We start from the raw sequence: 12,698 nt of genomic DNA on the forward strand, positions 1-12,698 counted from the left end.
GGCCACCGCGCCCGCGTCAGCGCGCGCGGCACCGGCACGGCGGCCGTCAGCCCGACGGCACTCAGGAGCAGCAGACAGAAGGTCATCCCATGGTTTCCGGATTCTGCTCGGGCGGCAGGGCGGGCAGAGCGGTGGAGCGGCAGGGCGACGGAGCGGCGCGCGGTGCGGCGGCGTCCCTCACCGGCTCAGCGCCCCTCCGCCGCCAGTATGACCGCGCACCCCCGGCACCGTCAGCCCTTCGGCTGGCCGGCCCGGCGGCACGCCCGGACCCGAGGACCGGCATCCACATGGTTCACAAGCGCCCAGTCGGCGCACCAGGGTGTTTTCAGTGGGATACGGGAAGTTATCCACAGGCCGGGACGCAATCTTGACGGAGCGGTGCGAACGGGGAGACTCTGGGCGGGTGCTGGAGGGCCTCGGGGAGGGGGTTCTCATGGGGCGCATCTGGGGGGCGGATGGCCGAAGGGGAGGCCGGCCCGGGGTCGGCGCGTCAGGGCGTACGGCCGAGCGGGACCGGGGAGACGGACCGGCTCGCGCGGCTGGAAGCGACGATGCGCGGCAGACTCGGCCGGGAATGCGTATACGTCCCGTCGTGCAGGTTCGGGCTGTACGTGGCGCTGCGCCACTGGTGCCCGCCCGGCGGACGGGTCCTGATGTCGCCGGTCAACGACGACGTGATCTTCTTCGTGGTGCTCGCGGCGGGCCTCAGACCCGTCCAGGCGCCCTTGCGTCCGCTGGACGCCTCGATCGACGTGGGCGCCGTCCCGGACGCCACCTGGGGCACCCTGTCCGCCGTCCTGACGACGAACCTGTACGGCAATCCGGACGACAGCAGCCGCCTGCGCGCGAAGTGCGACGCCCTCGGCGTCCCGCTGTTCGAGGACGGCGCGCACGCGATCGGCAGCGAGGCCGGCGGCAGGCCGGTCGGCGCGTGGGGCGACGCCTCCGTGTTCAGCCTGTCCAAGCACGTCGGCGCGAAGGCGGGCGGCTTCCTGGCGTGCGCGGACCCCGGCCTGCGCGACGCCCTGGAGAAGGCCCGCGACGACCTGCTCCTCCCCGTGCGGCCCACCGCCGAACTGGCGTACACCGTACGGCCGTACGCCGAGGCCGCCGTCCGCGGACTGGGCCTGCGCAAGGCCGCCTGGGCGACCCTGAAGCTGCTCGGGAAGATGGAGCGCGAGGAGATCCGGATGCCACTGCGCCCGGCCGAACTCGCGCGCGCCGCCTCGGGGTTGACGGGGCACGACCCCTGGGTCCGCGTCGACATGCACGACTACCGCCTGCGCGCCGGAACCCGCCGCCTCGCGCGCGTGCAGCGCAAACTGGACCGCCTCGACGACGTCCTGACGGCCTGCCGCGAAGGCACCGAACGCCTCCTCGCGACCCCTTGGGCCCGCGCGTACGACGGCCCGCCGCAACCCCTGTTCCGTGTCCCCCTGTTCGTCGAGGACCGGGACGCCGCGCGGGAGGCGCTCGCGCGCAGGGGGATCGTCGTCGGCTACCTGTACGACCCGCCGCTGGACGACTACGCGGGCGCCGACTTCACCGACGTCTCGCCGGACCCGTCCGGCGCCCGCTGGTTCGCCCGGCACGCCCTGCCGGTCGACCCGCTCCGCGCGCGCGAGGTGATCGACGTGCTGGCGGGCGCGGGCGTACGCGCGGCTTCCGAAGGCGGCCTGCCGTGACGGAGACGCAGGAGCGGGAGGCGGTCACCGCGCGGGAGGAGCCGGACGGCGCTCCCGCGCGCGGGGGCCCCGACTCGCTCTTCCGCAATGCGTACTTCCTGATGCTCAGCACCGGCGTCTCCGCCGTCCTCGGGCTCGGGTTCTGGCTGGTCGCCGCCCGCTACTACTCCGAGGAGGCCGTCGGACAGGGCTCCGCCGCGATCGCCGCGATGCGGCTGCTCGCCAGCATCACCGCGACGACGATGATCGGCGCCGTCGTCCGGTTCGTCCCGCGCGCGGGACGGGCGACGGGGGCGCTGGTGTGGCGCGCGTACGCCGCGAGTTCGGTGGTCGTGGCGATCGCCGCGGTCGTCTTCCTGCTGACGCTCGACCTGTGGGGTGCCTCGTACGCGCCGCTGGGGACGCCCGCCGCGGGCGCCGCGTTCGTCGTCGCGTGCGTGGCGTGGGCGCTGCTGACGCTCCAGGACGGGGTGCTGACGGGGCTGCGCAAGGCGCTGTGGGTGCCCGTCGGCAACGCCGTGTTCTCCGTCGGCAAGCTCATCCTGCTCGCCGTGTTCGCGACCGCGCTGCCCGTGCTCGGCATCTTCGTCTCCTGGGCCGCCGCCATCGCCTTCTCCACCCTGCCGCTCGGCTGGCTGATCTTCCGCCGGCTGATCCCGCGCCAGCAGGCCGCCGACCGGCACGTCGAGCCGCCCCGGCTGCGGGAGATGGGGCGCTTCCTCGCCGGCGACTCGCTCGGCGCGCTGTTCAGCCTCGCGATGATCAATCTGCTGCCGGTGATGGTCGCGGTGCGGTTCAGCGCCGCGGAGAACGGTTACTTCTACGTCGCCTACACCGTCGGCGGGACGATGGAGTTCATGGCCATCAACATGGCCTCCTCCCTCACGGCCCACGCCTCCCACGACCCCCGTCATCTCACCGACGGGGTCCGGGGCGCGCTGCGGCGGATGGCGGTGCTTCTCATACCCGTAGTACTCGTGCTGGTCGCGTTCGCGCCGCAGATCCTCACGCCGTTCGACGAGGACTACGCGGAGCACGGGACGACGGTGCTGCGGCTGCTGGCGCTGGGGGCGCTGCCCCGGGTCGTCGTCGAGCTGTACATCGGGGTACTACGGGTACAGGGGCGCACGGGGATGCTGGCCGTGCTCCAGGGGGCGATGTGCGGGCTGGTGCTGGGGGGTGCGGCGCTGTCGTTCGGGAGCGCGGGGATCGCGGGGGCGGGGTGGGCGGTGCTGGGCGGGATGACGGTGGTCGCGGTGTTCTCCGTGGTGGGGTTGCGGGCGGCGTTGCGGGTGGGGGAGGGGGGTGCGGTGTCGGGGGCCGCGGCCCCCGGAGGGCTCGCGGAGGGTGCCGGGGTGTCCGCGGGTGCCGCTTCGGCCGGGTACGGGACGAGTTGGGCTCGGCGGGCGTCCGTCGCCGACGAGGACACGGTGCCGTTGTTCATCGGGCGGCCGGGGTTCGAGAGGGAGGCGCTGGAGGCGGACACGCTGGCGATGATCGTCTGGCCTCGGGGGGCGGTGCCGGGGGTGGCTCGGGGTTCGTCTCCGGGTTCGTTCTCCGAGCTGTCGTCGGGGGTGTCGGCGGAGTCGTCTTCGGGGCCGGCGGAGGGAGTGCCTCCCCAAGGGGTCGGAGCTGAACCGGCTTATCAGGCAAGGGGGTTGTGGTCGGAGGCGGGGCAGCGTCGGCTGAGGGGCGCGATGTGGGGGGCGCTGGTGACCGCCGTGGCCGCGTTCGTCGTGGGGGTGCGGGAGTTGCCGTGGCTGCGGGCCGTGAGTACTACGGGTACTACGAGGGCTACGGGTATGACGGGTTCCCCGGGGGCGACCGCGTCGTCCGGGTCCGTCACCGGGCGGGCGATGCTCGACGCGCTGCCGGTGACGGCGCTCGTCGCGGGGCTGGTCCTCCTTCTGCTGTACGCCGGGTCGGTGACGCTCTGTCTGCGGCGTGACCCGTGGCTGCCGGGAACGGCGCTCGGCGCGGTGGTGGTCGCGCTGTACGCCGTACCGGTTTCGCTGGGGCGGGAACCGGAGGCGGTCGGAGGGACGTTCTATACGGAAACGGCGCGATTCCTCGCGGAGGCGATGGGGCTCGACGGTCCCGAGCCGCTGCTCAGATGGGCGCCGCCGGTCTGCCAACTGCTGTGTCTCGTCGCGCTGTCGCAGGTGCTCGCCCGGCTGGGGGAGCGGCTGCGACTGCCCTGGACGGCGCGCTGGGGACTGCTGTATCTCGCCGCCCTGGGGGGCTGGGCGTGGCGAGAGCCGCTCGCGTCCATGGCGCCGCCGTCGCTGGCCGCCCTCTTCGTCCTCGCCCTGCTCCTCTCGCTCCACCGCGCACCACCGTCCACCGACCGCACCTGACCCAACGCCGAACGCCAGGGGGGAACCGTCGTGCGTCCGCCGATCCGCAGAACCGAACCAGAACCCGGCGAGGGCTCCCAGAGCGCCGAGACATCACCACCGAGGACCGACTCGTCGCCGTCGCCGGACGCGGGGGCGGACGAACGGGGGGCCGGCGTGTCCGAGGGGACCCGGAGGCTGCGGGGTGGCGGGCGCGGGCGGGGTGGTGGGGTGCCGGGGGGAGTTGGGTCGGCCGGGGTCGGTGAGGTGGGGGCGGGGGACGTGTCGTCGGATGAGGCCGGGCGGCCGGGAGACACCGTGTGGCCGAGCGCCGGGCAGGTGGGTGGTGCGGGTATGACGGGGGTGGCCGGTGCGGGGGGTGGGGCTGGTGAGGCCGGTCGGTCCGGGGAGGGGGCCGGGGAGTCGCGGGGTGGTGTGGTCGGGTGGGGTGGTGTGGCGGGTGAGGCTGAATGGCTGGGAGGCGCCGGGGAGTTGTCGGGTGACGTGGCCGACCGGGCGGGTACAGGAGGCACGCCGAGCGGGGCCGGGGGGCCGGGGGACGCCGTCCGGCCTGAGCGGCGCCTCCCGGCGAGTCCTCCTCATACGGCGACTTCCTCAGGTCCGGCGCCCGCCACTTCAGCCGGTGGGTTTTCCACCCCCGAGCCCGGCGTGGAGGTGTCGTCGGAGCGTGCCGGGTGGCCGCGCGGGGCGTGGGGGCAAGGGCCGGGTGCGGTGGGGGGAGTTCGGGATCCGCGGGTGGGGGAGCCGGCCGCGGATGCCGGGCGGGGGCGGGCCGTCCGGTGGCCCGAGGCCGCGGGGCAGACGACGGTGGGGGAGTGGTCCGCGGGGGAGGGGCGGTCGGTGGCCGGTGCCGTGGGGTGGTGGGTCGCGGGGGGTTCCGGGGGAGGGGCCGGGGGAGGGGAGGACGGGGGCGCGGGACCCTCGGGGCCGGGTGAGCCGGCGTCGTCCGGCGGGCGACCCGTACGACCCCTGGGGGGGACGGCGTCGTCCGCGTCGTATCCCGTAAGCCCCCTAGGGGGGACGACGCACCCCGCGCCCGACCCCGTAAGCCCCCTAGGGGCCGCGGCCCCCGGCACCGCCCTCGCCGCACCCCCCTCCCCCCTCCCCGAAGACCCCGTGACCGATCTCGCCGACCTCCCGCCCGCGCGCCCCTGGTACCACTCGGCGCTGTGGCCGGCGGCGGGGCTGCTGGGGGCGCTGGGGCTGTGGGGGTACGCCGTACGGCACACGGACGTCAGCGGGCTGGACGACTTCGGGCTGCTCACGGCGCTGCACCCGACGTTCTGGGCCGCCCTCGCCCTGCTGACGTGCGGCTTCTGGTTCACGCTGGTCAACTCCCGCCGCAGGCACCCCGCTTGGGCACCCGCCTACGTCGTGGCCCTCCTGGTGATGGAGCGGGCGACGCAGGCGGTGCTCTACCCGACCCCCCTGTACGCGTGGGCGTGGAAGCACGACGCGGTGATCGACCACCTGCTCACCGCCGGGCGCCTCCAGGGCTCGGACGCCCTCGGCGACATGGCCGTCTACGACCAGTGGCCCGGCTTCTTCGCCGCGCAGGCCGCCCTCGTCCGCCTCCTCGGCGTCGACTCCGCCGTGCGGTTCATGGCGTGGTGGCCCCTCGTCTCCAGCCTGCTCCTCCTGCTTCCCCTGCTGCTGATCTACCGCACGTTCACCGAGGACAGGCGCCTTGTCTGGACGGCGGTATGGCTCTTCTGCACAGCCAACTGGGTGGGCCAGGACTACTTCTCCCCCCAGTCCGTCGCCTTCGCCCTCCACCTAGGGGTCCTCGCCGTAGTACTCAGGAGGTACGCCACCCCCCGTACCCCCGACGGCCGACCCCGCGCCGCCGTGTGGACCGTCGTCCTCACCCTCCTCGTCGTCGCGATCGTCATCTCCCACCAGCTCACCCCGGGCATGCTGGTGATCTCCCTGGCGATCCTCTTCTTCGCCCGCCGCTACCGCGACAAGGTCCCGCTCGTCACGACGGTCGTCATCTTCCTCGCCTGGTGCCTCACCGCCGCCCTGCCCTTCCTCTCCGCGACGATGCCCGACATGCTCCGCTCGGTCGGCGACATCGGCGGCAACGTCGAGACGGGCTACGGCGCCACCCCCACCGGCACGGGCGCGATCACGACCTCCTGGGCCGCCCGCCTGCTGTCGGCGTCGGTGATCCTGCTCGCGGCGTTCGGCGCCTGGCGCCAACCGGTCCTGCGCCACCGTGCGTTCCCGCTGCTCCTGCTCGCCGTCGCCCCGCTCCCGATGTTCGCGGCGAGCAGCTACGGCAGCGAGATGATCTTCCGCGTCCTGATGTTCATGCTCCCCGGCGCCGCGTTCTTCGCGGCGGCGGCCCTGACACCCCAGGTCAGGACCCTCACCGCCACAGAGCTCAACCCCCGTACCGTGCACCGCCGTTACACCTGGCTCCCGCTCGCCGCTCTCCTCGCCGGCACCCTCGCGTTCGTCCCGAGCTACTCCGGCAAGGACCGCATCAGCTACTTCCCGCCCGCCGAGGTCCACCTCCTCCAACAGGTCTTCGACCGCGCTCCGGACGGCTCCCTCGTCGTCGCCGCCGACCGCAACTACCCGCTGGCGTACGCGGATTACTGGCGCGTCGACCACTACTGGTTCCTCGACGACTCCCGCGCGCACGTCGAGAAGATCCTCGCGAACCCGGCCGCGACGCTCGCGAGCGACATGGCCGCGGTCGACTCCCCGGCCCGCGCCTACCTGGTCCTCACCCAGGGCCAGTACGCCGACTCGGAGATGAACGGCCTCCTCACGCAAGCCCAGTTGGACCACATCCGCACCTCCGTCGCCAAGTCCCCCCTGTTCGAACGGGTGGCGGCCAACAAGGCGGGCGTGGCGTACGTGTTGAAGGAGTCGGCCCGATGACCCCGCAGGAACTCGCCGTCCGGACGGCGGCCCCGTTCGCCGGCTGGCTCGCCGTCAGCTCCCTCGCGCTTCCCGGCGGTTCGCTCTTCAGAGGCGCCGCCGTCGTACTGTTCCTGGCGGCGGGGCCGGGCGCGGCCCTGGTCAGAATCTGCGGGCCCGCGCTCACGGCGCGGCCCGCCGAGGGCCCCGTCGAACGCCGGGACCCGGCCTTCGAACGCCACTCCGACCTGCTGGAGCGGCTGATGCTGACCGTCTTCGTGAGCGTGTCCGCCGCCATGATCGTCGGGACGGTGTTCATCGCCACGCACGCCTTCAGCGCGCAGCGCGTCCTGCTCACGCTGACGCTGCTGACCACCGTCGCGGCGTTCTGCCCGCGCCTGCGCGCCTCCCCGCCGAGGACTGCGAAAGGGACTGCCCTGTGAGGTGGCTCCACCGTTTACGAAACGCCCTCCGACGCCACGAGTACCGCCCGGGTATTACGGGACAACGCACGCCGGGCACCGGCACGCCCGAACCTCGTGACACCCGCAGTACCCGTAGTACCCGTACGGCTCCTGCCGGCCCCCGTACGACCTCCGCCGGCCCCCGTACGCCCCCTACCCCTCACGGACGACACCGGGGACGACGCAACCCCCGCCCCCGGCGCCTCGCGCTCACCGCCGCCCTCACCGCGTGCGTCAGCCTCACCGCCGTACTCCTCCTGCGGGACCACTCCTCCGGCGGCAGGGACTGGGGTGGCTCCCGCCCCTCCACGCAGGGCGGCCGGTGCGCACCGACAGCCCTGCTCGAACCGCCCTGCGGCGCCTGGTTCGGGGCGTTCGTGCCGCACGCCAAGGACGACCTGCCCGAGAAGGTGAAGGCGTACGAGAAACAGATCGGCCGCCCCCTCGACATCGTCTACACCTACCACGACATGTCCCTGGCCCAAGGGGAGCGCAGGGAAGGGCAGTTGCTCACCGACGAGGAGCGCCGGGTCGGTGCGGACCGGCTCCTCCTGCTCTCCTGGGAGAGCAAGGTGTGGGGCGGAACGGCGGCCCAGCAGCCCACGTGGAAGCAGCTCGCGGCGGGCGACCTCGACGCGTCCGTCATCGACGTCCAGGCCAAACGCATCAAGTCGTACGGGAAGAAGGTCTTCCTCTCCTTCGACCTGGAGATGGACACGCGTACCCCGAAGAGCGGCACTCCCGAGGACTACGTACGGGCCTACCGGCACATCCACGACCGGTTCCGGGAACTCGGTGTCACCAACGTCGTGTGGACCTGGATCACCACCGGCTACCTCGGCCACGCCGACCTCATCAAGCGGATGTACCCCGGGGACGACTACGTCGACTGGGTCGCCTACAACCAGTACAACTACTACCAGTGCCACAAGGCCGGCTGGCTCTCCTTCGCCCAGACCCAGCAGGCCACGCACGACTGGATCCGCGCGAACATCTCCGACGACAAACCGCTGATGCTCTCCGAGTTCGGCACCGCGAACGACCCGACCCGGCCCCGCCGCCAGGCCGACTGGTACGCCCAGGTCCCCTCGGTCCTCAAGAAACTGACCGGCGTCAAGGCGGCCCTCCAGTGGAACTACCGTGACCCCGGCCCCCACTGCGACCTCGCCGTCGCCAACTCCCAGGCATGGGCGAGCCTGAGCAAGGCCGTCTCCGATCCGTACCTCAACCAGCCGCTGAAGTAGTACGGGGGTTCCCGTAGCACTGGAGGGGGACGGGGAGCCCCCGTACCGGAGAGGTACGGGGCGTACCCCTAGCACCTGAGGGTTACTGGCCCTCCTGGCGCCTGAGGGCTACGGGAGTCCCCCTAGTACCCGAGGGCCATCGGACTTCCAGGACCGGTGGGGTACGGGACCTCCCCCAATACCGGAGGGGTACGGGACTTCCCGTACCCCCGTACCCTTCCAGCCACTTCCGCGCGGCCCGCCACACTCACCCCACCGTCCTCACCCCGCGAACACTGGCCCCCGCACCGCCGCTCGCCCCTTCCGGTACCACCGCCACGCCACCGTCCGAGGCGCGTCCCGGTACGGAGCGATCCGCGCCCCCTTACCGGAGAGCCAGTCCCCGACGTCCCCGACGGTATGACTCCGTCGCACGATCAGCCGGGCGATGCGGTGTGTCTCGTCCCGCTCCGAACTGAGCGCGTGCCGTACGGCGGTCGCGGTCTCGTACCCGGCGGCGGCGGCCATCCGCCGCACCCGGCGGTCGTTGTAGCCGTGGGGGTACGCCAGATGACGGACCTGGTGCCCGAGAGTGTCCTCCAACACCGCGCGGGAGTGCCGCAGTTCGTGCGCGAGGGCCTGGGGCGCGAGAGTGTCGAGCTGTGCGTGGGTGACGGTGTGGCTGCCGATCTCCATGCCGGCCCGCTCCAACTCCACGGCACCGCCCAGCGACATCATCGGCGCGGGCGGCAACAGGCTGCGCTCTCCCGGGGTGATGGCCCCGGTCGTGAGGTACGCGGTCGCGGTGAGCCCGCGTGAGAACACGGCCTCGGCGGTCGGTCCCGGCAGGTCCGCGAACCCGTCGTCGAACGTCAGCAGCACCGGCCTCGGCGGCAACTGGGCCCGCCCGGCGAGGAATTCGGCGAGCGCGCTGATCGTGATCGGTGTACGGCCGCTGTCGACGACGGCGTCCAGATGCTCACCGAACAGCTTCGGTGTCACCGTGAACTCCGCGATCCAGTCAGGGGGTTCGTCCATCACGGCGTGATAGAGGAACACCGGTACGACCCCCTCGTCCCGGACCCCCTCACCCCCGGGTATGACACCCTCGCCGCCGCTCACCTCGCCCCTCCCCGAGCCGCGCGCAGCGCCCACCGCGCCCGCAGATAGCCGACCGGACCGTAGAGCATCCCCCGCCGCTGGAGCCGCGAGAGCCGACGCGGCCAGGGATGATCCCGCACACCGTGCTCCCCGGGACCGACAGGAACCGGACGCACCTCTGGCCCGGCCTCTCCCACCCCCCGCCGCGCGGTCAACTCCCACGCGTACGCCACCCCCTTGGGCAGCCGTGCGAGGAACGCCGGCAGCAGCCCGGGGCTGTTGACCAGGACCGCCGTCAGATACGCGCCCAGCCCCGCCCCGTACCCGTACGCCTGCGTCTCCAGGTCCCGCCACGTCTCCCGGTGGTGGTGCCAGACGACGGCGTACGGCGTGTAGTGCAGCCGGTGCCCGAGCGCGAGGACCCTGACGAACCCGTACAGGTCGTCACCCCCGCGTGCCAGGGTCCCGGCCCCGGTCGCCGGGTCGAACCCCCCTGCGTCCCGTAGTACCCGGGTACGGAACGCCATGCTCGCCCCCGACCCGAACCGGCCGGCGGTGAAGGGGAACAGGGGCTGGTCGGCGGGCGGTTCGGCGGGGTCGTACGTCCTCGGCACGAACCCCTTCGAAAAACCGCCGTGGCTCTCCAGAAGGACCTGGGCCGGGGTGCGCAGCCGTGCCGGGAGGATCAGCCCCGTCGTGCAGCCGAGGCCGGGGTCCGAGGCGAACGGTGAGGTCAGCTCGGTGAGCCAGCGGGGATCGGCGACGACGTCGTCGTCCGTGAACGCGACGACCTCCCCGCGTGCCGCGGCCACCCCCCGGTTGTGCGCGATCGCGAGCCCCGGCACCGGCTCGCACACGTACCTCACCCGCTCGGCGTACTTCTCCCGTATCAGGTCCCGGGTCGCCCGCGTCACGGGCGCGTTGTCCACCACCACGATCTCGAACCGCGGATGATCCTGCGCCAGCATCGAGTCGAGCGCGTGCGCGAGCTTCCCGGCGCGCTCACGGGTGGCGATGACGACGGTGGTGTGCGGCGGCGGGGCGGGGGAGCCGTACGGGGGTGAACCGGCGTGTGGAGCAAGGGAGTCGGTGTGAGCGGCGCCGGTGTCGATCCGCTCGGCGAGTTCCGTGAGCGCCGTCTTCGGGTCCGCCCCTTCCGGGATCTCCCCGAGAACCGTGCCGACCGGGCGCCCTTCCCGGCGGACCAGTGCGAACACCGGCCCCGAGGTCACGGGAGGACTGCCCGGCCCCGGTCTCAAGGTCACCCCCGAACCGGTCCCCGCACCGGTCCTCGCACCGGTCAGGTCCACCTCGGCGATCTGGACGGGCCGCACGGCGAGGAACCGCCGTATCTCGGCCCGTACCTGGGATGTACGGGTCGTACGGGACATGAACCCCCCTCGATGTCATGAACCCTCGTCATGCGCCCTTCCGCTCCGGGCTCCGGCCCGCGCCCTCGCCTCCGGTCCCGCCCATGCCACCCCGCAACTGCCCGGCCCCCTTCAGCACCCGGGCGGCGGCGCTCGCGAGCCGTGGGCGCCCGCGCACGAAGTGGTGCGCCCGGCGCGACGGCTCGCGGCTCAGCCAGTACAGCGCCGAACCCACCCCCGGCCGCGTCCACGCCCCCTCGTACACGGGGATCTCCCCGGTCTTCAGCGCGTCCTTGTACTCGGCGGCCCCCCGCCCGAGGTCCAGCGTGCCGATCCCCTCGGCCGCCGCCGCCTCGGCCATCCGCAGATGCAGCACGAGCCCCGGCGAGAACTTCGCGAACTCCGTGTCGTACGACGGGAACCAGCAGGCCAGGACGGTCGACGAGCGCAGTCCGAAGTGCGCGGCGACGGGCCGGTCACCGGCGTACAGGACGGAGAGTGTGCCGGCGCACTCCGGGGCGCGCGTCTGGGCGAGCAGGCCGACCAGGCGGGTGATCCACTCCTGCGCGAACCGGTCGCGGCGGCCGGTGCGGCGGTACTGCGCGGACTTCCACGCCATGAGCGTGCGCAGCGCGGCCGGGTCGCGTTCGTCGAACACGAACCTCAACTCGCCTGCCTGACGCCCCAGTTTGCGTTCCTTCGCGAGCGTCGTCCGCAGGAACTTCGGCGACTGGCCGCGCAGCACCGACTCGTAGGTCTCGTAGCCCTTCTCGACGTCGATGACGTAGGCCGGGTACTCGGCGGCTGCGTGCGGGACGAACAGGGCCTGTTCCGCCTCCAGGTTGTCGAACGCGAAGCTCGACAGGGTGCAGGCCCGCATCAACTCGGCGGTGTCCAGGCCGAGTCCGGGTGCCAGGATCGCGCCCTGGGCGTCCGAGACGCCGTGCGCGAGGGCCTGGCCCATGCCGAGCGGACCGCGCTCGTGGGGGAGGAACCCGACGGGTTCACGCCCCTCGTACACCACCGCGACCCGCGTACGCGCCCGTACGCGCCCCACGGCCTCGACGAACTCCGGTTCCATGAACGGATTGCGCGGGGCCGGCGACGCGGCGCGCAGAGCACGCCACCGTTCCCGATCCCCCTCGCCCAACTCCTGCGCGCGCAGCACACGAATGCGCCCACTGTTCAACCTGACCCCCCGATCAAGTCCCCCCTGGACACATGGACCGTACCCCTCCAGACAGGGCCTGCGGTAGATAGCGGCTCATGCTGTTGCCAACTGGTGCAGTCTTCGCAGAAGCGTTGGGAATTCGATGGCAGTTCGATGACGAACGTCGCCCCGGAGCGTCACCTGGCCACCGAAAGGCTCCGCCGCCGCTCCGCGCGGGCACACGTTTCAGGACAAGGGCCCGGCCCCGCCGAGAACTTCCCCATCGCCCCGCGCGGGAGGCGACTTCACGAACCGGCCCTCCCGCGCGTGGACGCCCATTTTTGACGCCCTCGCTCCAGCCCTCGCCCCCGCTTCAGCCCTCGCCCCCGCGCGGGCGCCCGCTTCGCGAACCCGTCGTCCCGCGCGGGCGAGTGTCACGCGGCGGGGACCGCCGAGGCCGCCCGCAGACCAACACCC

At 72.9% G+C, this 12,698-nt stretch carries 8 protein-coding genes; 5 read left to right on the forward strand and 3 right to left on the reverse strand.

Annotation, left to right across the window (positions count from 1 at the left end; genetic code table 11):
- The first annotated feature begins 551 nt into the window (after window positions 1-551).
- The 5 genes from ACVNF4_RS23910 to ACVNF4_RS23930 all read left to right on the forward strand — a co-directional run bounded on the left by ACVNF4_RS23910 (window position 552) and on the right by ACVNF4_RS23930 (window position 8,621).
- Window positions 552-1,685 (forward strand): DegT/DnrJ/EryC1/StrS family aminotransferase, encoded by a 1,134-nt coding sequence (locus tag ACVNF4_RS23910; protein ID WP_461804938.1) that lies wholly within the window; start codon window positions 552-554, stop codon window positions 1,683-1,685.
- Window positions 1,682-4,042 carry a lipopolysaccharide biosynthesis protein gene (locus ACVNF4_RS23915; protein ID WP_461804933.1) on the forward strand — a complete coding sequence of 787 codons (2,361 nt, stop codon included), beginning with the start codon at window positions 1,682-1,684 and terminating at the stop codon, window positions 4,040-4,042. Before ACVNF4_RS23910 ends, ACVNF4_RS23915 begins: the two co-directional genes overlap by 4 nt.
- Before the next feature lie 1,116 nt (window positions 4,043-5,158).
- Complete coding sequence (locus ACVNF4_RS23920) at window positions 5,159-6,934, forward strand: glycosyltransferase (protein WP_461804934.1); 1,776 nt, start codon at window positions 5,159-5,161, stop codon at window positions 6,932-6,934.
- Entirely contained in the window at window positions 6,931-7,356 is a 426-nt protein-coding gene (locus ACVNF4_RS23925) for a hypothetical protein (RefSeq protein WP_461804935.1), read from the forward strand. Before ACVNF4_RS23920 ends, ACVNF4_RS23925 begins: the two co-directional genes overlap by 4 nt.
- 398 nt (window positions 7,357-7,754) lie before the next feature.
- A complete protein-coding gene (locus tag ACVNF4_RS23930; protein ID WP_461804936.1) occupies window positions 7,755-8,621 on the forward strand; it encodes a glycosyl hydrolase in 867 nt (288 codons plus the stop codon).
- Between the two features lie 261 nt (window positions 8,622-8,882).
- On the opposite strand, the gene ACVNF4_RS23935 is transcribed toward ACVNF4_RS23930, so the two are convergent.
- From ACVNF4_RS23935 to ACVNF4_RS23945, 3 genes are all read right to left on the reverse strand, one after another.
- Window positions 8,883-9,638, reverse strand: a complete 756-nt coding sequence (locus ACVNF4_RS23935; protein ID WP_461804939.1) for a polysaccharide deacetylase family protein — start codon at window positions 9,636-9,638, stop codon at window positions 8,883-8,885.
- An 80-nt stretch (window positions 9,639-9,718) separates the two neighbouring features.
- Window positions 9,719-11,092 carry a glycosyltransferase family 2 protein gene (locus tag ACVNF4_RS23940; RefSeq protein WP_461804937.1) on the reverse strand — a complete coding sequence of 458 codons (1,374 nt, stop codon included), beginning with the start codon at window positions 11,090-11,092 and terminating at the stop codon, window positions 9,719-9,721.
- A gap of 28 nt (window positions 11,093-11,120) precedes the next feature.
- Window positions 11,121-12,239 carry a GNAT family N-acetyltransferase gene (locus ACVNF4_RS23945; protein WP_461804940.1) on the reverse strand — a complete coding sequence of 373 codons (1,119 nt, stop codon included), beginning with the start codon at window positions 12,237-12,239 and terminating at the stop codon, window positions 11,121-11,123.
- Window positions 12,240-12,698 lie beyond the last annotated feature (459 nt).

It is taken from the genome of Streptomyces sp. S6, assembly GCF_054880855.1.

Bases quoted from the DNA above. Each gene is read 5' to 3' on its own strand.
- ACVNF4_RS23910 (WP_461804938.1), top strand. From the start codon at position 552: ATGCGCGGCAGACTCGGCCGGGAATGCGTATACGTCCCGTCGTGCAGG.
- ACVNF4_RS23925 (WP_461804935.1), top strand. From the start codon at position 6,931: ATGACCCCGCAGGAACTCGCCGTCCGGACGGCGGCCCCGTTCGCCGGC.
- ACVNF4_RS23935 (WP_461804939.1), bottom strand. From the start codon at position 9,638: ATGGACGAACCCCCTGACTGGATCGCGGAGTTCACGGTGACACCGAAG.
- ACVNF4_RS23940 (WP_461804937.1), bottom strand. From the start codon at position 11,092: ATGTCCCGTACGACCCGTACATCCCAGGTACGGGCCGAGATACGGCGG.